Source organism: Streptomyces spinoverrucosus (genome assembly GCF_006539505.1).
Lineage (GTDB): Bacteria > Actinomycetota > Actinomycetes > Streptomycetales > Streptomycetaceae > Streptomyces > Streptomyces spinoverrucosus.
In genome coordinates, this window is the sequence record NZ_BJND01000047.1 from 48,254 (window position 1) to 69,487 (window position 21,234).

General features: G+C 68.9%; 20 protein-coding genes and 1 tRNA gene. 10 read left to right on the forward strand and 11 right to left on the reverse strand.

The genetic code is table 11. The features are described from left to right. The first annotated feature begins 8 nt into the window (after positions 1 to 8). The 6 genes from SSP24_RS28940 to SSP24_RS44385 all read left to right on the forward strand — a co-directional run bounded on the left by SSP24_RS28940 (position 9) and on the right by SSP24_RS44385 (position 7,902). Positions 9 to 518, forward strand: coding sequence for an FHA domain-containing protein FhaB/FipA (locus SSP24_RS28940; protein ID WP_141312691.1), 510 nt, complete (start codon positions 9 to 11; stop codon positions 516 to 518). Between the two features lie 140 nt (positions 519 to 658). After that, positions 659 to 2,191 carry a Stp1/IreP family PP2C-type Ser/Thr phosphatase gene (locus SSP24_RS28945; protein ID WP_141312752.1) on the forward strand — a complete coding sequence of 511 codons (1,533 nt, stop codon included), beginning with the start codon at positions 659 to 661 and terminating at the stop codon, positions 2,189 to 2,191. Positions 2,192 to 2,218: 27 nt separating this feature from the next. Continuing rightward, positions 2,219 to 3,658 carry an FtsW/RodA/SpoVE family cell cycle protein gene (locus SSP24_RS28950; protein ID WP_141312693.1) on the forward strand — a complete coding sequence of 480 codons (1,440 nt, stop codon included), beginning with the start codon at positions 2,219 to 2,221 and terminating at the stop codon, positions 3,656 to 3,658. Next, entirely contained in the window at positions 3,655 to 5,127 is a 1,473-nt protein-coding gene (locus SSP24_RS28955; RefSeq protein WP_141312694.1) for a peptidoglycan D,D-transpeptidase FtsI family protein, read from the forward strand. Before SSP24_RS28950 ends, SSP24_RS28955 begins: the two co-directional genes overlap by 4 nt. A gap of 171 nt (positions 5,128 to 5,298) precedes the next feature. Continuing rightward, on the forward strand, positions 5,299 to 7,302 hold the full coding sequence (gene pknB / locus SSP24_RS28965) for a Stk1 family PASTA domain-containing Ser/Thr kinase (protein WP_141312695.1): 2,004 nt from the start codon (positions 5,299 to 5,301) through the stop codon (positions 7,300 to 7,302). A 348-nt stretch (positions 7,303 to 7,650) separates the two neighbouring features. Continuing rightward, positions 7,651 to 7,902: a hypothetical protein gene (locus SSP24_RS44385; RefSeq protein ID WP_229865037.1), complete on the forward strand. Its 252-nt coding sequence runs from the start codon at positions 7,651 to 7,653 to the stop codon at positions 7,900 to 7,902. A gap of 115 nt (positions 7,903 to 8,017) precedes the next feature. Here SSP24_RS44385 and SSP24_RS28975 read toward each other — a convergent pair whose 3' ends face one another. Genes SSP24_RS28975 through SSP24_RS29000 form a run of 6 tightly spaced genes read right to left on the reverse strand, consistent with a single transcriptional unit; the run spans position 8,018 to position 12,285 of the window. Then, positions 8,018 to 8,767, reverse strand: coding sequence for a class E sortase (locus tag SSP24_RS28975; protein ID WP_141312697.1), 750 nt, complete (start codon positions 8,765 to 8,767; stop codon positions 8,018 to 8,020). Positions 8,768 to 8,780: 13 nt separating this feature from the next. Continuing rightward, positions 8,781 to 9,944: a class E sortase gene (locus tag SSP24_RS28980; protein ID WP_141312699.1), complete on the reverse strand. Its 1,164-nt coding sequence runs from the start codon at positions 9,942 to 9,944 to the stop codon at positions 8,781 to 8,783. Continuing rightward, positions 9,941 to 10,579 carry an aminodeoxychorismate/anthranilate synthase component II gene (locus tag SSP24_RS28985; RefSeq protein WP_141312701.1) on the reverse strand — a complete coding sequence of 213 codons (639 nt, stop codon included), beginning with the start codon at positions 10,577 to 10,579 and terminating at the stop codon, positions 9,941 to 9,943. The genes SSP24_RS28980 and SSP24_RS28985 overlap by 4 nt, the downstream gene beginning before the upstream one ends. Beyond that, positions 10,576 to 10,737 carry a hypothetical protein gene (locus SSP24_RS28990; protein ID WP_030609287.1) on the reverse strand — a complete coding sequence of 54 codons (162 nt, stop codon included), beginning with the start codon at positions 10,735 to 10,737 and terminating at the stop codon, positions 10,576 to 10,578. Before SSP24_RS28990 ends, SSP24_RS28985 begins: the two co-directional genes overlap by 4 nt. A gap of 54 nt (positions 10,738 to 10,791) precedes the next feature. Beyond that, the gene (locus tag SSP24_RS28995; protein ID WP_141312703.1) at positions 10,792 to 11,484 is read right to left on the reverse strand and encodes a class E sortase; all 693 of its coding nucleotides are present in this window, start codon (positions 11,482 to 11,484) and stop codon (positions 10,792 to 10,794) included. 21 nt (positions 11,485 to 11,505) lie between these two features. Beyond that, positions 11,506 to 12,285: a DUF881 domain-containing protein gene (locus SSP24_RS29000; RefSeq protein ID WP_141312705.1), complete on the reverse strand. Its 780-nt coding sequence runs from the start codon at positions 12,283 to 12,285 to the stop codon at positions 11,506 to 11,508. 141 nt (positions 12,286 to 12,426) lie between these two features. On the opposite strand from SSP24_RS29000, the gene crgA reads away from it, so the two are divergent. Beyond that, entirely contained in the window at positions 12,427 to 12,681 is a 255-nt protein-coding gene (gene crgA, locus SSP24_RS29005) for a cell division protein CrgA (protein ID WP_141312707.1), read from the forward strand. Between the two features lie 301 nt (positions 12,682 to 12,982). Here the strand turns inward: crgA and SSP24_RS29010 are convergent, their stop codons facing one another. Then, positions 12,983 to 13,870: a rhomboid family intramembrane serine protease gene (locus SSP24_RS29010; RefSeq protein WP_141312709.1), complete on the reverse strand. Its 888-nt coding sequence runs from the start codon at positions 13,868 to 13,870 to the stop codon at positions 12,983 to 12,985. A gap of 110 nt (positions 13,871 to 13,980) precedes the next feature. Continuing rightward, a complete protein-coding gene (locus SSP24_RS29015; protein ID WP_141312711.1) occupies positions 13,981 to 14,514 on the reverse strand; it encodes a peptidylprolyl isomerase in 534 nt (177 codons plus the stop codon). Positions 14,515 to 14,832: 318 nt separating this feature from the next. Between SSP24_RS29015 and SSP24_RS29020 the strand changes: the two genes are divergently transcribed. Continuing rightward, on the forward strand, positions 14,833 to 15,567 hold the full coding sequence (locus SSP24_RS29020; protein WP_141312713.1) for a DUF5324 family protein: 735 nt from the start codon (positions 14,833 to 14,835) through the stop codon (positions 15,565 to 15,567). Between the two features lie 121 nt (positions 15,568 to 15,688). Here SSP24_RS29020 and SSP24_RS29025 read toward each other — a convergent pair whose 3' ends face one another. After that, positions 15,689 to 17,068 carry a hypothetical protein gene (locus tag SSP24_RS29025; RefSeq protein WP_141312714.1) on the reverse strand — a complete coding sequence of 460 codons (1,380 nt, stop codon included), beginning with the start codon at positions 17,066 to 17,068 and terminating at the stop codon, positions 15,689 to 15,691. 163 nt (positions 17,069 to 17,231) lie between these two features. Further along, a tRNA-Ala gene (locus tag SSP24_RS29030) sits at positions 17,232 to 17,304 on the reverse strand. 181 nt (positions 17,305 to 17,485) lie between these two features. Here SSP24_RS29030 and SSP24_RS29035 point away from each other — a divergent pair. Continuing rightward, positions 17,486 to 18,034, forward strand: a complete 549-nt coding sequence (locus SSP24_RS29035; protein WP_141312716.1) for a helix-turn-helix domain-containing protein — start codon at positions 17,486 to 17,488, stop codon at positions 18,032 to 18,034. Between the two features lie 77 nt (positions 18,035 to 18,111). Further along, positions 18,112 to 19,839 carry a serine/threonine-protein kinase gene (locus tag SSP24_RS29040; RefSeq protein ID WP_141312718.1) on the forward strand — a complete coding sequence of 576 codons (1,728 nt, stop codon included), beginning with the start codon at positions 18,112 to 18,114 and terminating at the stop codon, positions 19,837 to 19,839. Between the two features lie 34 nt (positions 19,840 to 19,873). On the opposite strand, the gene SSP24_RS29045 is transcribed toward SSP24_RS29040, so the two are convergent. Beyond that, positions 19,874 to 21,199, reverse strand: coding sequence for a hypothetical protein (locus tag SSP24_RS29045; RefSeq protein ID WP_141312720.1), 1,326 nt, complete (start codon positions 21,197 to 21,199; stop codon positions 19,874 to 19,876). Between the last annotated feature and the right edge of the window lie 35 nt (positions 21,200 to 21,234).

The following is a 21,234-nucleotide window of genomic DNA, read 5'->3' on the forward strand; positions in this document are numbered from 1 at the left end:
CGGGGGCAATGTCAGAGCTGACCCTCACGGTCATGCGGCTGGGTTTCCTGGCCGTACTGTGGCTGTTCGTGATCGTGGCCGTGCAGGTCATCCGCAGCGACCTGTTCGGAACGCGCGTCACCCAGCGCGGGTCCCGACGGGACGCGGGCCGGGCCCAGCAGGCCCAGCGCCAGGCGCCCCCGCAGCAGCGCCAGCAGCCCACGGGCGGCCGGGCGCGGCGCAACGCCCCCACCAAACTGGTGGTGACCGAGGGCACACTCACCGGCACCACCGTCGCGCTGCAGTCCCAGACCATCACCCTGGGCCGGGCGCACGACAGCACGATCGTGCTGGACGACGACTACGCCTCCAGCCGGCATGCCAGGATCTACCCGGACCGGGACGGCCAGTGGATCGTCGAGGACCTCGGGTCCACCAATGGCACCTATCTCGACCGGACCCGCCTCACGACCCCCACGCCGATTCCGCTGGGTGCACCGATCCGCATCGGCAAGACCGTCATCGAGCTGCGGAAGTAGTGCTACATCATGAATGAGCGCGAGCGGAGCGAGCACGCAGCGGCGGTCCACACCCGGGGCCCCGGCGCGCTCCCGACCGGAGGGTGGGCAGTGTGGCTCGACACGATCGGCTGTACCCGGAGCCGACGGGCGAGGTGCGCATGAGTCTGTCACTGCGCTTCGCCGCCGGTTCGCACAAAGGCATGATCCGCGAGGGCAACGAGGACTCCGGATACGCCGGTCCGCGCCTGCTCGCCATCGCCGACGGCATGGGCGGCGCCGCGGCCGGCGAGGTCGCCTCCTCCGAGGCGATCTCCACCATCGTCCAGCTCGACGACGACATCCCCGGCTCCGACGTCCTCACCTCACTCGGTGCCGCCGTCCAGCGCGCCAACGACCAGCTGCGCCAGATGGTCGAGGAAGACCCGTCGCTGGAAGGCATGGGCACCACCCTCACCGCCCTGCTGTGGACCGGCCAGCGCCTCGGCCTCGTCCACGTCGGCGACTCGCGCGCGTACCTGCTGCGCGACGGTGTCCTCACGCAGATCACCCAGGACCACACCTGGGTGCAGCGCCTCGTCGACGAGGGCCGGATCACCGAGGAAGAAGCCACCACCCACCCGCAGCGCTCCCTGCTGATGCGCGCCCTCGGCAGCGGCGACCACGTCGAACCCGACCTGTCGATCCGCGAGGTCCGGGCCGGCGACCGCTATCTGATCTGCTCCGACGGGCTGTCCGGAGTCGTCTCCCACCAGACGATGGAGGAGACCCTCGCCAGCTACCAGGGCCCGCAGGAGACCGTGCAGCAGCTGATCGAGCTGGCGCTGCGCGGCGGCGGCCCCGACAACATCACCGTGATCGTCGCCGACGTCCTCGACCTCGACACCGGCGACACCCTCGCCGGGCAGCTGTCCGACACCCCGGTCGTGGTCGGCGCGGTCGCCGAGAACCAGCACCACCTGCACGACAACGGCATCATGCAGACCCCGGCCGGCCGCGCCGCGGGCCTCGGCCGCCAGGTGCCCGGACAGGGCGGCGGCGGCGAGTTCGGCCCGCCCGGCTCCGGCGACACCACCGGCTACGTCCCGACCGACGGCTTCGGCGGCTACAGCGACGAGGACTTCGTCAAACCGCGGTCCCGGCGCCGCTGGCTGAAGAGATCCATCTACGGCGTCCTCGCGCTGGCCGTCATCGGCGGCGGCCTGTACGGCGGCTACCGCTGGACGCAGACCCAGTACTACGTCGGCACCAACGGCGAACACGTCGCGCTGTACCGGGGCATCAGCCAGGACCTGGCCTGGGTGTCGCTGTCGCAGGTCGAGAAGGACCACCCCGAGATCGAACTCAAGTACCTGCCGCCGTACCAGCAGAAGCTGGTCGAGGCGACGATCGCCGAGGGCGGACTGAAGAACGCCCAGGCGAAGATCGACGAGCTGGCCACGCAGGCCTCCGCGTGCAAGAAGGAGGCCGAGCGGCGCGCCGCCGAGAACGAGAACAACGCGCAGACCGGCCAGGGCGAGGCCGGCGGTACCACGGGAACCACCCCCGCCTCCTTCACGTCCAAGGCCACGCCGACCCCGACGGCCACCGGATCCCCGACCCCGACCCAGTCCGCGACCGCGCCCACTCCCACCCCCGGCCCCAGCCTCTCGGAGGAAGAGCAGAAGGTCGTCTCCAATTGCGGTACGCAGTGAGCACGGCGTGAGAGGCCCCGTCACACGATGAGCAGTACTACCAACCCGTCGACGCAGCACACGTCCACGATCGGCTCGATCGGCACGCCGAGCCGGCGCAACACCGAGCTCGGGCTCCTGGTGTTCGCCGTCGTCATCCCGGTCTTCGCCTACGCCAACGTCGGCCTCGCCATCAACGACGAGGTACCCGCAGGCCTGCTGAGCTACGGCCTCGGCCTCGGACTGCTGGCCGGCGTCGGCCATCTCGTCGTCCGCAAGTTCGCGCCGTACGCCGACCCACTGCTGCTGCCGCTGGCCACCCTCCTCAACGGCCTCGGCCTGGTCGCCATCTGGCGGCTGGACCAGTCCGAACTGCTGCAGGACATCGGCCAGGCCGGCACCGCCGCCCCGCGCCAGCTGCTGTACACGGCGATGGGCATCGCACTGTTCATCGTGGTACTGATCTTCCTCAAGGACCACCGCGCCCTGCAGCGCTACACCTACATCTCGATGGTCGGCGCGCTGTTCCTCCTGCTGCTGCCGCTGGTGCCGGGCCTCGGCCAGAACATCTACGGCGCCAAGATCTGGATCTCGGTCGCCGGATTCTCCATCCAGCCCGGCGAGTTCGCGAAGATCGTCCTCGCGGTCTTCTTCGCCGGCTACCTGATGGTCAAGCGGGACGCGCTCGCCCTCGCCAGCCGCCGCTTCATGGGCCTGTACCTGCCGCGCGGCCGCGACCTCGGCCCGATCCTCGTGGTCTGGGCGATGTCGATCCTGATCCTGGTCTTCGAGACCGACCTCGGCACGTCACTGCTGTTCTTCGGAATGTTCGTCATCATGCTGTACGTCGCCACCGAGCGGACCAGCTGGATCGTCTTCGGTCTGCTGATGTCCGCGGTCGGCGCCGTCGGCGTGGCCTCCTTCGAACCGCACATCCAGCAGCGCGTCGACGCCTGGCTCGACCCCATGCGCGAGTACACGCTCTCCCGCCAGGGCGTCGGCGGCCACTCCGAGCAGGCCATGCAGGCGCTGTGGGCGTTCGGCTCCGGCGGCACCCTCGGCACCGGATGGGGCCAGGGCCACTCCGAGCTCATCCGGTTCGCCGCCAACTCCGACTTCATCCTCGCCACCTTCGGCGAGGAACTGGGCCTGGCCGGCGTGATGGCGCTACTGCTGCTGTACGCCCTGATCGTGGAACGCGGCGTGCGCACCGCCCTCGCCGCCCGCGACCCCTTCGGCAAGCTGCTCGCCATCGGCCTGTCCGGCGCCTTCGCCCTCCAGGTGTTCGTCGTCGCCGGCGGTGTGATGGGGCTCATCCCGCTGACCGGTATGACCATGCCGTTCCTGGCCTACGGCGGATCCTCCGTGATCGCCAACTGGGCCCTGATCGGCATCCTGCTGAGGATCAGCGACACCGCGCGCCGCCCGGCACCGTCCCCCGCCCCCAACCCCGACGCCGAGATGACCCAGGTGGTCCGCCCGTCATGAACAAGCCCCTGCGCCGGATCGCGATCTTCTGCGGCCTGCTCGTGCTGACGCTGCTGATCCGCGACAACTGGCTCCAGTACGTCCGGGCGGACGAGCTGGCCACCGACACCAACAACCGCCGCGTCGCCATCGAGCGGTACGCCACCCCGCGCGGCGACATCATCGTCGACGGCAAGGCCATCACCGGCTCCAAACAGGCCGCCAGCGGCGACTTCGAGTACGTCCGCACCTACAAGGACGGCCCCATGTGGGCGCCCGTCACCGGATACGCCTCCCAGGCCTTCGGCACCAACCAGCTGGAGAACCTGGAGGACGGCATCCTCACCGGCAACGACGACCGGCTGTTCTTCCGCAACACCCTCGACATGCTCACCGGCAAGAAGAAGGCGGGCGGCAACGTCGTCACCACCCTCAACGCGGCCGCGCAGAAGGCGGCGTACGAGGGCCTGGCCAAGCGCGGCAAGGGCGCCGTGGTGGCCCTCGACCCGGAGACCGGCGCGATCCTCGCGCTGGCCTCCTACCCGTCGTACGACCCCTCGACGATCGCCGGATACTCCGACGACGACCAGAAGGCCTGGAACAAGCTCCAGAAGAAGGCCAACCCCAACGACCCGATGCTCAACCGGGCGCTGCGCGAGACCTACCCGCCGGGCTCGACCTTCAAGGTCGTCACCGCCGCGGCGGCCCTGGAGCACGGCCTGTACACCGACGCGGACTCGCCCACCAAGACGCCACTGCCGTGGACCATGCCCGGCACCACCACCGAGCTGAAGAACGAGGGGACCATCCCCTGCAAGAACGCCACCCTCAGGGTCGCCCTGCAGTGGTCCTGCAACACCGTCTTCGGCAAGGTCGGCTCCGACCTCGGCAACGACAAGATGCTGGAGACGGCGAAGCAGTTCGGCTTCGCCGAGGAACAGTTCACGCCGGTCCGCGCCAACGCGTCCGTGTTCTCGGACGACATGGCCCCCTCCGAGGTGGCGCTGTCCTCGATCGGCCAGTTCAACACCGCCGCGACCCCGCTGCAGATGGCCATGGTCGCCTCCGCGGTCGCCAACGACGGCACGCTCATGAAGCCGTACATGGTCGACAAGCTCCAGGCGTCCAACGTCGACACCATCGAGCAGACCGAACCCGAGGAGCTCAGCAAGCCGCTGTCCTCGGACAACGCCCAGATCCTGCAGTCGATGATGGAAACGGTCGTCGACAAGGGCACGGGAACCAACGCGAAGATCGTCGGCGTCACCGTGGGCGGTAAGACCGGTACCGCCCAGCACGGCGTCGACAACAGCGAGAAGCCGTACGCGTGGTTCATCTCCTACGCCAAGCTCGACGACGGCAGCTCGCCGGTCGCCGTGGCCGTGGTCGTCGAGGACGAGGAAGCGGACCGCGGCGACATCTCCGGCGGCGGCCTCGCGGCGCCCATCGCGAAGAGCGTGATGGAGGCGGTCATCGAGAGCAAGAAGTGAGAGCCCCGTCACGTCGTCTTCACATCGACGCACGTTGCGATACCGGTCCTGTATCGGCTGACGGGCTTGGCCAGGTCACACATTGCGAGCCGGGTACGGTAGGCCCGGACGGCAGTCTCCGGCCGCACGACATGCCGGCCGGGACCGACGGAGAGGGCTGGTAGGTAGCTTATGGAAGAGCCGCGTCGCCTCGGCGGCCGGTACGAGCTGGGTCAGGTGCTCGGCCGTGGTGGCATGGCGGAGGTCTACCTCGCGCATGACACCCGCCTCGGCCGCACCGTGGCGGTGAAGACGCTGCGCGCGGACCTCGCACGCGACCCGTCGTTCCAGGCCCGCTTCCGCCGGGAGGCCCAGTCGGCCGCCTCGCTCAACCACCCCGCGATCGTGGCGGTCTACGACACGGGCGAGGACTACATCGACGGGGTCTCGATCCCGTACATCGTCATGGAGTACGTCGACGGCTCCACGCTTCGCGAGCTGCTGCACTCCGGCCGCAAGCTCCTGCCCGAACGCGCGATGGAAATGACCATCGGCATCCTCCAGGGCCTGGAGTACGCCCACCGCAACGGCATCGTCCACCGCGACATCAAGCCGGCCAACGTCATGCTGACGCGCAACGGCCAGGTCAAGGTGATGGACTTCGGCATCGCCCGCGCCATGGGCGACTCCGGCATGACGATGACGCAGACCGCGGCCGTCATCGGCACCGCCCAGTACCTCTCGCCCGAGCAGGCCAAGGGCGAGCAGGTCGACGCGCGATCCGACCTGTATTCAACCGGCTGCCTGCTGTACGAACTGCTGACGGTCCGCCCGCCATTCGTCGGCGACTCCCCGGTCGCCGTCGCGTACCAGCACGTACGGGAAGAAGCCCAGCCCCCCTCGGTCTTCGACCCCGAGATCACGCCCGAAATGGACGCGATCGTACTGAAGGCCCTGGTCAAGGACCCGAACTACCGCTACCAGTCGGCCGACGAAATGCGCGCCGACATCGAGGCCTGCCTCGACGGCCAGCCCGTCGCGGCCACGGCGGCGATGGGCTCCGTCGGCTACGGCGGCTACCCCGACGACCAGCCCACGACGGCCCTGCGCGCCGACGGCCACGCCGGCGCCACGACCCTGCTTCCCCCGGCCAACCCGGACGACGGCGGCTTCGGCTACGACGACCGCCCGGACCGGCGACGCCAGAAGAAGTCCAACACCTCCACGATCCTGCTGGTCGTCGCCGCCGTCCTGGTCCTCGTCGGCGCGATCCTGATCGGACGGTTCGCGTTCAGCGGCGGGGGGGTGAGCAACGACAAGGTGCCCGTACCGAACTTCGTGGGCCTGACGCAGGAGGACGCACAGAAGCAGGCGGAAAACACCGACCTGGTCCTCCAGATCGAGAACAAGCCCTGCGAGGACCAGAAGAAGGGCAACGTCTGCTCGCAGGACCCGCAGCCCAAGACGGAGGTCGAAAAGAACACCACCGTCAACCTCGTGGTGTCGACGGGCGCGCCCAAGGTGGCCGTGCCGAGCGTGGTCGGTCTCCCCCTCGACGAGGCCAAGTCGAAGCTGGAGGGCGACGACTACCAGCTCAAGGTCGAAACGGAGACAAGGGTCTCCTCGGAGGAGCCGGACACCGTCCTGGAGCAGAACCCGACCACCGGCAAGGAGGTCGAGAAGGGCTCCACGATCACCCTGATCGTCGCCAAGGCCGAGGAGAAGGTGCCTGTCCCGAACGTCGTCGGCCAGACCTGTGAGGCCGCGCAGAAGCAGCTGCAGGACAACAACCTCACAGCGGGCACCTGCACCGACACGCCGGTCACCGACCCCAGCCAGGACGGCAAGGTCATCGAGACCACGCCGCCGGTGGGCTCGCAGGTCGACAAGAACTCGACGGTGAACATGAAGGTCGGCAAGCTCCAGCAGAAGACCAAGGTCCCGAACGTCGTCGGACAGACGGTGGGCCAGGCCAAGCAGACCCTGAACGCGGCCGGTTTCACCAACATCCAGTTCGAAGGCGGCAGCGACCAGAGCGACTCGGCGTTCGTCACCGCCCAAAACCCGCCGGGGGACCAGACAGAGGTCGACGACCCCGCCGCGACGCAGATCACACTGCGCACCGTGGGCCTCGGCGGCAACAACAACGGAGGCAACGGCAACGGCGGCTTCCTCAGCGGCGGCAACGGCGACTGACCGCCCTACACCGCACGAGTGACTGAGCCCCGGCTCCCCTCTCAGGGTGCCGGGGCTCTCTCATGCCGCAGCACCACAACCGGGCCCCACAGCAAGCAGAAGGGCAGAACGTGATCAACGAATCGGCGCTGCTGGAGTCGAAGACCCTGCGCGACAGCGTGCTGGACCGCACCGACGTACTCGACAGGGTGAAGGCGCTGTCGCTACTGCCGGACGGGATGCATGTGACGACGGCGAGACGAACTGACGGCCAGCAAGTACCGCGCATTGACAGGTACAGAACTGACCTCCTTCAAGGAGGTCAGTGGGATTCAGTCACGCTCCCGGTCCCTCGCGCGTACACAGCCTGTGGAAAACCCAGCCCCCACTGACCCCACAGACGTCGTATCTCTCGACGACCGCATCGACCAGCGCATCGCCCACGTCCTCGGCAAGACGGTCGTGCCGATGTTCAACGCCCTGATCGAAACGTCGGGCGAGCACCGCAGGGAGCTGATCGCGCTCCGCGCAGGCGTCCAGCGCATCGAGCAACGGCTCCACCAGCACCACGCCCGGCTGAAGCGGCTCGAAGGAGTACGGGACGACCACCGCCACCGCTGAAGGTCCTGGAGTAGGCATGGCCTGACGCAAAGAGGCCCGAAGTCGCAAGAGAAGGTTGCGGCTTCGGGCCTCCGCCATGTTAGGTGACTGCCCCTCCTAAAGAGGGCCAGTTAGCTCACCGCAACTCCTCCGGCACCGTCCGCTCCCCATCCACCTTCTCCACCCGCTCCAACTCCCCCCACACCACATACCGATACCGGCTGGTGAACACCGGCGTGCACGTCGTCAGCGTGATGTACTTGCCGGCCTTCTTCTTGCCGGACTCCTTGGGGATCGCGTCGAGGACCTTGACGTTGTACTTCGAGGTCTCGGGAAGGACGGCGTAGACCTTGTAGACGTACCACTTGTCCTTCGTCTCGAAGACGATCGGGTCGCCCTTCTTCAGCTTGTGGATGTCGTGGAACTTCGCGCCGTGGCCGTCGCGGTGGGCCGCGAGCGAGAAGTTGCCGTCCTTGCCGCTGGTGGGGAGCGTCGCCTTGACGGGGTCGGTGTAGTAGCCGGCGACGCCGTCGTTGAGGAGCTCCGTCGACGTGCCCTTCTTGATCAGGATCTCGTCCTTGTTCATCGCGGGCACATGCAGGAAGCCGATGCCGTCCTTGGTGTCCAGCGCGCCGGGACCGGAGGACTCCGAAGTGGCCCAGTTGTCACGGACCTTGTCGCCCTCCTGGTCCGCCTTGCGGTCGGCGAGGACGTTCGTCCACCACAGCGAGTAGACGACGAACAGGCCGAGGACGAGGCCCGCGGTGATGAGGAGTTCACCGAAGACACTGACCGCCATGGCGATCGGGCCGGGTCCGCGGCGCCGTGGCTCGGGCGCCTCGGGGGCGGCGTCGGTGTGCTCTTCACGATCGGTGGTCGCTGCCACGTGTCATCTGCCCTTAACTGACGAGCGCATCCGGCTTGCCCTTGCTGCGCGGCCGTTCCTCGACCATCTTGCCCCAGACGATCATCCGGTACTTGCTGGTGAACTCCGGCGTGCACGTCGTCAGGGTGATGTACCGGCCGGGCTCGGTGAACCCCGACCCCTTGGGGATCGGGTTGAGGACGCCCACGTTGCTCGGCGAGGTCACCGGCAGAATCGACGCCATGTCGTAGACGTAGTACATGTCCTGCGTCTCGACGACGATCGGATCGCCGGGCTGAAGCCTGTTGATGTACCGGAACGGCTCGCCGTGCGTGTTGCGGTGACCGGCGAGCCCGAAGTTGCCGGTCTTGGCGTCGGGCATCGCCGTCTTCAGCGCGCCCTCGGCGTAGTGACCGACCATGCCCCGGTCGAGCACCTTGTCGTTGCTGATGCCCTCGGCGATCGGCACGACCACGTCCAGCTTCGGGATGTGCAGCAACGCGAAGCCCTGCCCGGGCTGGAAGGCGCCGGGGTTGCGCTTGCCACTCGCCCAGTCGTTCTGGAGCTGGCTGGCCTCATTGCCGGCCTGCGCGTGCGCCCGCACGTTCGTCCACCACAGCTGGTAGGTGACGAAGAGGAGCATCAGCACGCCGGTGGTGATGAACACCTCGCCGATCAGCCGACTGGCGACGACCGCGGGGCTGGGCTTGCGGGCCCGTGCGAGCCGACGGGCCTCGACACGGGAGAGCGGACGGCGCTGGTCGTCGTCCTTCGACGGCTCGGCGGGCGGACCGGCGTGTGCACCATGGTCTCCGTGGCCCACGTGGCCCGCATGGCGCCGGTGGCGGCGCTTGGCGGCCTTTCTGCGGGCCGCACGGCCACCCGGGGTGGTCCCGGTGGCTCCATTGCCTGTTGTGGCCTCTGTGGCCCTTGTGGTCCCTGCGGTTCCTGTGCCTGCCGCGGCCCCCGCTGCCAGTGACTCACCCGGCGGAGCCGGAACCCGCAGGGCCATCGTCTCCTCGTCCACCGGGCCCCCGCCCAGCGGCGCCTCGCCCACCGCCGCGTCGTACGCCTGCTGCCCGTACCACTCCCCGAGCGCATCCGGCACCTCGTACGGCTGCCCGTACGAGGTGCCCTGGTCGCCGGCGTCGCCGTACCCGGCCGCGCCGGACTCGCGCTCGGGGCGCAGCGCGGTCACGCCGTGGCCCTGCCCACCACCGGGGCGAGCCCCGCCGACCTCGCCACCGCACCCTCGTCGCCGCACTCCACCAGCCAGTTGGCCAGCATCCGATGACCGTGCTCGGTCAGCACCGACTCGGGATGGAACTGCACGCCTTCGACCGGGAGTTCGCGGTGCCGCAGGCCCATGATGATGCCGTCGTGCGTGCGCGCTGTGACCTCCAGCTCGGCCGGCACGGTGGGCGGCTCGGCAGCCAGGGAATGGTAGCGGGTCGCCGTGAACGGCGAGGGCAGGCCCGCGAAGACGCCCTTGCCCTCGTGCTCGACCAGCGAGGTCTTGCCGTGCAGCAGCTCCGGCGCACGGTCCACGACACCGCCGTACGCCACCTGCATCGACTGCATGCCCAGGCAGACCCCGAAGACGGGCACCCCGGTGGCGGCGCAGTGCCGGACCATGTCGATACAGACGCCGGCCTGCTCGGGCGCACCGGGGCCGGGCGACAGCAGCACGCCGTCGAAACCGTCGTTGGCATGCGCGGTCGAGACCTCGTCGTTGCGCAGGACCTCGCACTCGGCGCCCAGCTGATACAGGTACTGGACCAGGTTGAAGACGAAACTGTCGTAGTTGTCGACGACGAGAATGCGCGCGCTCACTGGTTGTCCACCGTCACATCGTTGAAGGGCAGCAGCGGTTCGGCCCATGGGAAGACGTACTGGAACAGGACGTAGACCACGGCCAGGATCAGTACCAGTGAGATCAGCGCCTTGACCCACGCGTTCCCCGGCAGATGCCGCCAGATCCAGCCGTACATGCCGTCCCTTCCGTCGCACCACGGCACCAGAAACTCACGCCGTACTGCACCAGACTAACGGCGCAGGGCGGCTGGTTTCCCGGCCTCCACCGGCTGTGTGGAATCCAGATGCGCCCAGACGATGAGGCGGTGGCTGTGCCCCCACTCCGGTTCGCAGGTGGTCAGGGTCAGATAACGGCCCGCACGCGTGTACCCGGACTTACGTGGCAGCGGGTCGATCACCTCGACGTCCGTCGGCACGGTTTTGTACGGCCCCTTGTCGATCCGGTACGTGAACCAGGTCGTCCCGTCCGTCAACACCACCGCATCACCGGGCCGCAACCGCGGGAAATCCTTGAAGGGATCGCCGTACGTACGCCGGTGCCCGGCGACGGAGAAGTTGCCCTGCTGCCCCAGCTGCGCGGTACCGGAATAGTGGCCGAGGCCCTTCTTCAGAGTGCCGGTGTCGGTGCCCTCGAGGACGGGCTTGTTCCACGTGAAACCAAGACGCGGGATATACATGATCGCGAAGGGCTTGCCGTTCTCGTACGGCGGCGGCTTCGGGGGCGCGACCGAGGCACCCGGGTCCGCGGTACCCGTCGGGCGCACGCCACCCTGGGCCCACTGCTCCTGGAGCCGGTCGATCTGGTCGCCCATGACGGAGTCGGCCTGCACGCCCGTCCAGAACAGCACGTAGACGACGAAAAGCACGATCACGGTGCCGACGGTGATGCACAGTTCGCTGACGGTCCTGACGACTAAGCGCACCGGCGGCTCCTGAGAAGGCGCTCACTCCACGGGCTGGGCGTACCGCAGATCCACTGTGCCCGAGTAACCGGGCAGAGTCACCGTCCCGTCCTCCTCGACTTTCCAACCGAGCCCGTACACATTGACGTACACCATGTAGTTCTGGATCGCCGGAGACGCGGTCAGCGCCTGCTGGAGCTTCTCGGGATCACCAACCGCCGTGATCTTGTACGGCGGTGAGTAGACACGGCCCTGAAGGATCAGCGTGTTGCCGACGCAGCGCACGGCGCTGGTGGAGATCAACCGCTGGTCCATGACCTTGATTCCCTGGGCCCCACCCTGCCAGAGGGCGTTCACCACGGCCTGGAGGTCCTGCTGGTGGATGACCAGGTAGTCGGGCTGGGGCTCGGGGTACCCGGGGAGCTTGGCGGTGGCGTTCGGCGGGGCGTCGTCGAGAGTCACCGTGATCGCCTCGCCGGTGACCTTCTGGGTGCCGGCCTTCTTCTCCAGTGCGGCGAGCTTGTCGTCCTCCGCCTTGGTGCTGCCGTCGTCCCGCTCGGCCAGCGACTCGACGTCCTCACGCAGGGCCGCGTTGGCCTCGTCCAGCTCGCCGTTGCTGCGGCTGCGCTCGTGGATCAGGTCCGAGAGCTTCAGCAAGGAGTCGTCCGTACGGATATTGGTGCCTTTGGCCGTATGGAAACTGGTGACGAAAATGAGACCCGCGAGAGCGAAGACGGCCACCGTGAGCAGCCGCACGGGCCGGAAGGCCCACCGGCGGCCGGCACTGGATCCCGCCCCGGGGGAGTCGGCAGAATTGCTCAACGTACCCTTATCTCCTTCGGCGCCACGGAAGCACTACGCTAACGGACGCCCGGGGGAGCGCTCAGTGTCCCCTTGTACGCTGCCCCGAGCCCGACCCAGTTCCCTGCGCGGCCACGCAGCGCATCGACAGGAGAGACCCTCGTGCCGAAGTCACGTATCCGCAAGAAGGCCGACTACACGCCGCCGCCGTCGAAGCAGGCGACCAGCATCAAGCTGACCAACCGCGCCTGGGTCGCACCGGTCATGCTCGCCCTCTTCCTGATCGGTCTGGCCTGGATCGTCGTGTTTTACGTGACCAACAGTTCGCTGCCCATCGAATCCCTGGGCAACTGGAACATCGTGGTCGGCTTCGGCTTCATCGCGGCCGGGTTCGGCGTCTCCACGCAGTGGAAGTAGCCGGCCGAACGGCAAGCCACCGGGCGGTGAACCGAGTTCTGCCCATGGCTGTCCGCTGAGTTATCCACAGCCTGGTCCAATTTCCACACCTGACCTGGGGAAAAGACTACGATCTGTGGATAACCCATCGAGCGTTGACGCCGATACGACCGTCACAAGAACCCTCGATACCTTGTTCGCCCCCTGTCTGACCAGCGGAAACGTGGGTCGATGACAGGGGGCACATGCGTTCCCGCACAGCGTGCACAAGATCCGCCACACGCTGTGGACAACTCACGAGCTCAGTGGATAACCCCTCGGCTCAGCTGAGCTGGGCCGTTCGCAGCAGCGTCACACCGACTACCACGGCCAGCATCAGCGCACAGACGCCGTACTGCACCAGGGCGCGTCGCTCGCGCGGGGCGTGCACCATGGCGTAGCCGATCACCAGGCCGCCGACGAGGCCGCCGATGTGGGCTTGCCAGGAGATGTTGAACCCCGGGTTGAAGGTGAAGATCAGGTTGATCACCAGCAGGGCGATGACCGGCCGCATGTCGTAGTTGAGCCGGCGCATGAGGACGGCTGTCGCGCCGAACAGTCCGAAGATCGCGCCGGAGGCGCCGAGGGTGGCGGTGGTCGGCGGCGTCAGCAGATAGGCCAGTGCGCTGCCCGCCAGACCGGAGATGAGATAGAGCGCCAGGTAGCGGGCTCGGCCGAGGGCCGCTTCCAGGGGGCCGCCGAGCCACCACAGGCTCAGCATGTTGAAGCCGATGTGCCAGATCGCCTCGTGCGTGAACATCGAGGTGACGAGGCGGTACCACTCGCCCTCCGCCACCCCTTCCGTCGGCCCCCAGGGCGCCGGCGGCCACCCGCCGATCAACACCAGGTCGCTCAGCACCGACGGGCGGATCTGGACCAGGAGGAACACCGCGAGGTTGAGCCCGACCAGGATCTTGGTGAGCAGCCGGGGGTCGGCGGTGACCGTGCCGCCCGCGATGGTGCGGGGGCGTGAGGCGGTCGGTGCGTGGCCGGTGCCGACGGCGCCGCGGACGCATTCGGGGCACTGGAAGCCGACGGAGGCGCTGACCATGCATTCGGGGCAGATCGGGCGCTCGCAGCGGGTGCAGCGCACGCCGGTCTCGCGGCCGGGGTGGCGATAGCAGACGGGCGCGCTCTGCGCGTCCTGGTGACTGCCCTGCGCCTGGTCCATGCGGTCCCCTCAGTCGTCGTGGTACTCCAACGCCCCGCTCATCTTTACGGACGAGCGGGGCGTTTGGTTCCCACGGGGAGGTCTCGGACCCCGCTTGGGGCTTGCGGGGCTCAGGCCTCGCGGGACTCGACGACGACCGTCTCGATGACGACGTCGTTGAGCGGGCGGTCGGTGCGCGGGTTGGTCTGGGTGGTCGCGATGGAGTCCACGACCTTCTGGCTGGCCGCGTCGGTGACCTCGCCGAAGATGGTGTGCTTGCGGTTCAGCCATGCCGTCGGGGAGACGGTGATGAAGAACTGCGAGCCGTTGGTGCCCGGGCCGGCGTTCGCCATGGCCAGCAGGTACGGCTTGTCGAACCGCAGGTCCGGGTGGAACTCGTCGCCGAACTGGTAACCGGGGCCGCCCGTGCCGTTGCCCAGCGGGTCACCGCCCTGGATCATGAAGCCGCTGATGACCCGGTGGAAGACCGTGCCGTCGTACAGCTTGGCCGTGGACTTCTCACCCGTGGCGGGGTTGGTCCACTCACGCTCGCCCTTGGCGAGCTCGACGAAGTTCTTGACCGTGTTCGGCGCCTGGTTCGGGAACAGCCGAACCTGGATGTCGCCGTGGTTGGTCTTCAGGGTGGCGTAGAGCTGCTCAGCCACGATCTGCCTTCCGTTGTCTTCCTGTGACTCCACGATCCTCGCACGGTCCACGCGCGGCGTCGCCCGACGCCCACTGACAGGCGCGTTTCCGGGCGTATCGCTTGCGGAAATCCGGATGAGTCGTCCTGGGTCGCAGGCGCGGGGCGCCGATCCGTGGCATTGTCGACGACAGGCTCCTGTTGCCCCGTATTCATCCGCTGTTCCACCGCAATCGTGACCCGGATGCCCGCCCTCACATGCCGCATCGCTCTCTGGCAGGCATGATCCGTAAAAGGGTGGAAAGTCGAAATACCGTACGCCACCGAGGAGGAGGATCCCGTGACCCGCATCGACAGCGTGCGCGCCGCGACCGGCTCGGCGAAGGACAGCGTGCTGCACGCCGCGGAAGTGGTGGCGCCCTACGCCGACACGGCCAAGGACCGGGCCGCGCACTACGCACACGAGGCACGCGTACGGCTCGCGCCCAAGGTGTCGCAGGCCACCGGGCAGGCCCGCGTCCAGTACGCGTCGCATCTCGCGCCGCGCCTGGAGCAGGCTCGCTACCAGGCCCGCACCCATGTGCCGCCGAAGGTCGACCACGCCGCCCACGAGGCCGCTGCCCGAGCCCAGGAGGCCGCTGCTCGCGCCCGCGAGGCCGCACGGCAGGCCGCTGATTACTCCCGGCCGAGGATCGAGCACGCCGTGGCCGTGGCCGGGCCCGTCAAGGACGAGGCCGCGGCTCGGGGCGCCGCCGTGCTGGCCGCGTTGCGTGGCCAGGTCTCGTCCGAGGAGATCCAGAAGCTCGTCCGTAAGCATGAGCGCCGGGCGAAGGCCGGCCGGGCCGTGAAGGTGCTGGCTGTCCTGGGCGTCCTCGCGGGCGGTGCCTTCGCCGCCTGGAAGTGGTGGGACAAGCAGGCCAACCCCGACTGGCTGGTCGAGCCTCCCGCCGCGACGGAGGTTCCCGAGTCCGGTCGGCTCACGTCGGTGGACGGCAGCGGTCAGTCCGTACTCGACCCCGAGGTGCAGGCCAAGGAGGCCGAGGAGGAGGCCGCGGACCGCGACGACCGCGACTGAGGCCGGGCTACGCGACTGTGGGGCGGGTGACTTGGGGTCATCCGCCCCACAGCGGTGTTTCACGTGAAACCAACTGGGCTGAGGGGCCGGTGACTTGGCGGTGGCCGCACGGGCGCTGCCCCTAACGTTTCGAGAGTGGCTCCCCGTGTGGGAGGAGCAGGATGGTGTTCGAAACGGCTCCTGCGGCGGCGTTCACGGGTGCGATGTGCTGGTCGGTTTCGGGACCGGGGTGGCGGACATGTGCACCGGCGGCGCGTCTGTTCAGGAGGAACGGTGAGACGACGAAGGGCACGCGGGCCTCTTTGCAGACGCCGTCGGAGCGTCGGAAGGGCATCCAGGTGCTGTCGGGCACGAGACGGCGTTGCAGGACAACTGTGTGCTCGCTCGATTGGTTCGTCAGCAGCTCGAGCCATTGCTCGTCGTCAACCTGGTGACCGGCGACGAAGCCGGCACCTCCGTGACCGCAGGAGGGTTTGGCGACCAGATGGGCCTGGTGCCGCACGGCCTGGTTCAAGAGGTGCTGTCGCCGCCTTGGGGATTGCTGCGGGCCCAGCCAGGCGGTCCAGGGCACGTGGCCGAGGATCAGGCGGCGTTCCGCTGGGTCGAACAGTTCAAGATCCTCATGCATCCAGGCCAGCACCTGCTTGGCGCTCACCAGGCAGGATGCCTCCGGTATGAACAGCTGGACGGTGCCGCTCAAGGCTGCATCACGCAGGGCGTCCAGAGATCTGCTGTCCGCCACGACGAGGCTGCTGAACTGGTTGAAGACCACGTCGATGTGGTCACCGCCCACCCACAGGCCGCCCGCGTCGCCGCGCACCTGGGACAGGTCCGCGACGCGGGCATCCAGTCCCGCTGCCTTGGCGGCTTCGGCGGCCGGCTGCAGGTAGCGGTGGAGTGCGCAGATGCTGCCCAGTCTCGCTGCTATGCCCGAGGTCGCCTGCCATGCCGGGATGAGGGCCCTGCGGCGCGCACCGCGGGACGCCGGTGCGGCGTCGGCCAGGGCAGCCGCCCGAGCGTGAAGTGTCGAGGGGGGCTCTGTGAGGCGGCCGTCGGGCCAGCAGCGGGCGAAGGCCGCTCCCCGCTGTTCCAGGTCAGGAACTCCATAGATGTTGGGCCCGATGTTCAGTTCGATGAACCAGGGTGTCCCGCCGACCAGGAGCGCGTCGGGCCGAGCCATCCGTAGCAGCGTGGAGGCAGACAGGCGCTGCGACGGCTCCAGAAGGCGGAAGTCACGGTCGTCGTTCAGGGCGCGGTACAGCTCGCCCGCCGTGTCCGCCCGGCGACGGCAGGAGAGCAGAGCGCATCGCAGCACGCCTGCCGCAAGCTCGGCGAACCGGTAGTAGCCCGCTTCGGCGAAGACCAGCGGGCGCATGGCCTCCCAGCGGCCCGCCCCGGTCTCTCCTACCCGCAAGGTCCACCAGTCGCCCTCGGCGACGCGGCGCAGGAATTCCGAGCGCGTTTTGCTGGGCAGCCGCTGCCACAGGTCACGCAGCAGCATGGGGCGATCCGAATCCGACTCCACGGCTGCCTCCACGCATACCGGGACGTGTGAATCTGGTCCTGTTACGAGTGTCCGGCCAGGGGGTGCCAGGCCACCACCTGTTGCACGCGAAGAGCCCCTCTGACCCGCGTTTCCGCAGGTGAGAGGGGCTCTCGGGGTGTGGAGCCTAGGGGAGTCGAACCCCTGACATCTGCCATGCAAAGACAGCGCTCTACCAACTGAGCTAAGGCCCCGGGAAGAGGGACGTCCGCCGGAAGAATCGCGTACCGGCAGGCGCCGCAGACCAGAGTAGCGGGTCACCCCCGGTATCTCGCAAAAAGATTGGGGGGTCCCCGTGAACGACCACTCTCCGTAAGATGCTCGGCGTGGTTCGCTACAGCGAACCGCCGTTTGGGGAAGCGATGGGGAGACGCAATGGACGCCGCACAGCAGGAAGCCACCGCAAGAGCGCGGGAACTGCAGCGGAACTGGTACGGGGAGCCGTTGGGGGCGCTCTTCCGTAAGCTCATAGACGATCTTGGTCTCAACCAGGCTCGTCTCGCGGGGGTTCTGGGACTGTCCGCACCGATGCTGTCGCAGCTGATGAGCGGCCAGCGGGCGAAGATCGGCAATCCGGCCGTGGTCCAGCGGGTTCAGCTGCTGCAGGAGCTGGCCGCGCAGGTGGCGGACGGCAGTGTGAGCGCGGCCGAGGCCACCGACCGGATGGAGGAGATCAAGAAGTCGCAGGGGGGATCGGTGCTCAGCAACACCACGCAGACGACGAACAGTTCGGGAGCGCCGACGGTCAAGCGGGTGGTCCGTGAGATCCAGTCCCTGCTGCGTTCGGTGGCCGCCGCGGGAGACATCATCGACGCCGCGGACACCCTCGCCCCGACCCACCCGGAGCTGGCAGAGTTCCTCCGGGTGTACGGCGCCGGGCGCACGTCCGACGCCGTCGCGCATTACCAGTCGCACCAGAGCTGAACCGGGGCAAGCAACGGGGGATGCCCTGGAACTGAGGGGGACTGAAGGGACCGAGGGGGGAGGAGCGGCGTACAGCGATGGGTGAGGTCTTCGCCGGGCGGTACGAGCTGGTCGACCCGATCGGACGCGGAGGAGTGGGCGCCGTCTGGCGCGCCTGGGACCACCGCCGGCGCCGCTATGTGGCCGCCAAGGTGCTGCAACAGCGCGACGCGCACTCCCTGCTGCGCTTCGTCCGCGAACAGGCGCTGCGGATCGATCACCCGCATGTGCTCGCACCGGCCAGCTGGGCGGCCGACGATGACAAGGTCCTGTTCACCATGGACCTGGTGGCCGGCGGTTCGCTGGCCCACCTCGTCGGGGACTACGGTCCCCTGCCGCCGTCTTTCGTCTGCACTCTCCTCGACCAGCTCCTGTCGGGCCTCGCCGCGGTGCACGCGGAGGACGTCGTGCACCGTGACGTCAAGCCCGCCAACGTGCTGCTGGAGGCCACCGGTACCGGGCGGCCGCGGCTGCGGCTGTCCGACTTCGGGATCGCCATGCGGCTGGGCGAGCCGCGCCTGACCGAGACCAACCTCGTGGTGGGAACGCCCGGGTATCTGGCGCCCGAGCAGATGATGGGTGCGGAACCGGACTTCCCGGCGGACCTGTTCGCCGTGGGGCTGGTCGCGCTGTATCTGCTGGAGGGTGCCAAGCCGGACGCCAAGGCGCTCATTCAGTACTTCGCCGAGCACGGCACTCCGGGTGCGCCCAAGGGCATCCCCGAACCGCTGTGGCAGGTCGTGGCCACGCTGTTGCAGCCGGATCCGGTGGCCCGGTTCCGCACGGCCACGGGGGCGCGCAAGGCGCTTGCCGCTGCGGCGGAGCTGCTGCCGGAGCCCGGGCCGGATGACGAGCAGATCGAGATCTTCGATCAACTCGGGCCGCTGCCATCGGGGTTCGGTCCGGACGGGCCGCTCACGCGGGGTGCCGGGACTCGGGAGGCGGGGTCGGACGAGGCGTCGGGGGGCGGGAGCAGCGGGCCGTCCCTGGCGTCACGGGTCGGGAGAGACGGCGCGGTGTCCGAGGCGTCCCGGGTCGGGGGTGGTGGGGTGCCGCCCGAGGCCTCGCGGGTGGAGGGAGACGGCGCGCTGTCCAAGGCGCCCCGGGTCGGGGGTAATGAGCTGTTGCCCGAGGCCTCGCCGGCAGGGGGCGGTGGGATGTTGCCCGACGCCGCGCGACTGGGAAGCGGCGGGATACCGCCCGAGGACCCGTCAGCAGCGAGCACGGGTTCCGTAGCCGCAGGGCCCGACGCCACGGACGTAACCCCCGATCCACGACATCAGCCCGCCCGGCCCCCGCAGGCGGCCAACATGTCCGACACCGGCAGTTTCCACCTACCGCCACCACAGCCCACGGTCACCACACGGCGCTCCCCCACAGAGCCCCGGCGGCTTTCAGACACTCCACAGCCGCATAAGCCACCTATCTCACAGCACCACCTCAGCCCCCACCACCCCCCGCAACCACACCAACCGTTCCTTGCCACCCCCCGGCCGCAAGCACCGCTCTACCCCACCCCGCCGTCGGCACAGGCGGCCCCGGCGATGCCCCAGCGCGCGGATGCCTCCACTGCTTCGTACACCGCTCAGGACCCGCAAGTTCCACCCTCGCCGCCCCCCATTTCACGGCCACCCGCCGGGCAGCATCGCCGTACCGGCCGACGCTCCACCCACCGACCAGGCCCACCCACCAAGGCAGTCATGCCGCTGCTCCTGCTGGCGCTGGTCTGCTACGCAGTCGGGTTCTGGGCACTGACCCGCATCTGAGCCGCCGCGGGGTCGAAGCCGTGCGCGGGAACCCCTACCCGACGAGCCCGGCCCTCCGCCGCGCCACGGCCGTCCACACACCGAGCCCCACGAGAATCACACTGCCCGCGCCGATCCCGCCCACAGCCACCGCGGTCATCGCCCCGTCGCCCCCGGCCTCCCCCGCACCACCGGCAACCGCCCCCAAGCCTCCACCCAGGCCCCCTCCCCGCACGTGGAAGACGCCCTCCGGCACGGACTCCCCGGCGTAGGCGGGCCCCTCCTGCGCCGCCCCCTTCACCCCCACCCGCAACGTCAGCCCGAACGGCCCGTCGCCGAACTCCTCGGCCACCTCCGCGGAGAGGTGTACGACGAGGTAATAGGACCCGGCGAAGCGCATCCCGCTCACCCGGTCGGTGAAGGAGTGACGGTTGGCGTGGTCGACCGGCGGGAGCGGGGCGAGCGCGGCCGTCCGCTGTTTGCCGTCATAGCCGACGCCCTTGTCCGTGACGAAAGCACGCACGGGGTTGTAGAGGGAGACGTCCAAGGCGCTGCTGGCGTAGCCGGAGCCGGTCGTGGCCGTGCCGAGTTCGGCGGTGGCGGACAGTTGCCGGCCCCAGTCGACCGGGACCTTGTAGAAGAGCGTCTGCCCGGGTGCGATGTCGTCCGTCCAGACGCCCTGCCCCACGGAGGTCGCGCTCGCGAAACCGGCGCCGCCCGGGCGCTGTTCGGGCTCGTCCGTGGGCGGTGCGGGCGTGGCGGAGTCCCAGGCCTCCGGTGCCTTCGTGGCTTCGGCCCGTGTCAGTCCTGGCTCCTCGACCGTGGCCAGCTCCAGTTCCCAGGCGGCCGGCGCGGGGTCCGTCGTACCGGCGCGTTCGACGACGACGTAATACGTGCCCGCGCCCTGGCAGCGGTTCCCGCCCGCCTCGCGCGCGGCCGCTGCCGCGATCGGATGCGGGCTGCGGGCGGCGCCGAAGGTCGTGGTGTCGAACGAGCAGGACCTGCCGTCGGCGTCTTGCACGGACACCTTGATGCCCTCGACCGCGGTGACGGTGGTGTCCGGGTCGGGTACGGCGGTGGCGGAGACGTACCCGTTCGAGGTGGCGTCGAGGAGGAGGCGATAGTACGCCTTTCCACCGGCCGGGAGGGTGCTTCGGTACGTCCGTCCGGGCTCCAGGCGTACGGCGTCGGTGGTACCCGCGGCGGCGGGGATGGGCTGGGCGTCCTCGGCTAAGGCGAAGGAAGAGGAGGACGCCGCCGAAGCCGACACGGGCGCGGCCACGGCAACCCCCGACAGCACCACGGGCCCCGCCAGTACCAAAGCCCCTGGCAACAGCACAGCCACCGCACGCTCCCGCGCCGTACGCCGCCGCCCGATCATGCGTCCCCACCCCCGGGAGTTCCGACCTCGAACCG

Coding starts and splice junctions, on each gene's coding strand:
- SSP24_RS28940 (WP_141312691.1), top strand. CDS start 9: ATGTCAGAGCTGACCCTCACGGTCATGCGGCTGGGTTTCCTGGCCGTA.
- SSP24_RS28945 (WP_141312752.1), top strand. CDS start 659: ATGAGTCTGTCACTGCGCTTCGCCGCCGGTTCGCACAAAGGCATGATC.
- SSP24_RS28950 (WP_141312693.1), top strand. CDS start 2,219: ATGAGCAGTACTACCAACCCGTCGACGCAGCACACGTCCACGATCGGC.
- SSP24_RS28955 (WP_141312694.1), top strand. CDS start 3,655: ATGAACAAGCCCCTGCGCCGGATCGCGATCTTCTGCGGCCTGCTCGTG.
- pknB (WP_141312695.1), top strand. CDS start 5,299: ATGGAAGAGCCGCGTCGCCTCGGCGGCCGGTACGAGCTGGGTCAGGTG.
- SSP24_RS28990 (WP_030609287.1), bottom strand. CDS start 10,737: ATGTACGGCTGGATCTGGCGGCATCTGCCGGGGAACGCGTGGGTCAAG.
- SSP24_RS29010 (WP_141312709.1), bottom strand. CDS start 13,870: ATGGACCAGGCGCAGGGCAGTCACCAGGACGCGCAGAGCGCGCCCGTC.
- SSP24_RS29025 (WP_141312714.1), bottom strand. CDS start 17,068: ATGCTGCTGCGTGACCTGTGGCAGCGGCTGCCCAGCAAAACGCGCTCG.
- SSP24_RS29035 (WP_141312716.1), top strand. CDS start 17,486: ATGGACGCCGCACAGCAGGAAGCCACCGCAAGAGCGCGGGAACTGCAG.
- SSP24_RS29040 (WP_141312718.1), top strand. CDS start 18,112: ATGGGTGAGGTCTTCGCCGGGCGGTACGAGCTGGTCGACCCGATCGGA.
- SSP24_RS29045 (WP_141312720.1), bottom strand. CDS start 21,199: ATGATCGGGCGGCGGCGTACGGCGCGGGAGCGTGCGGTGGCTGTGCTG.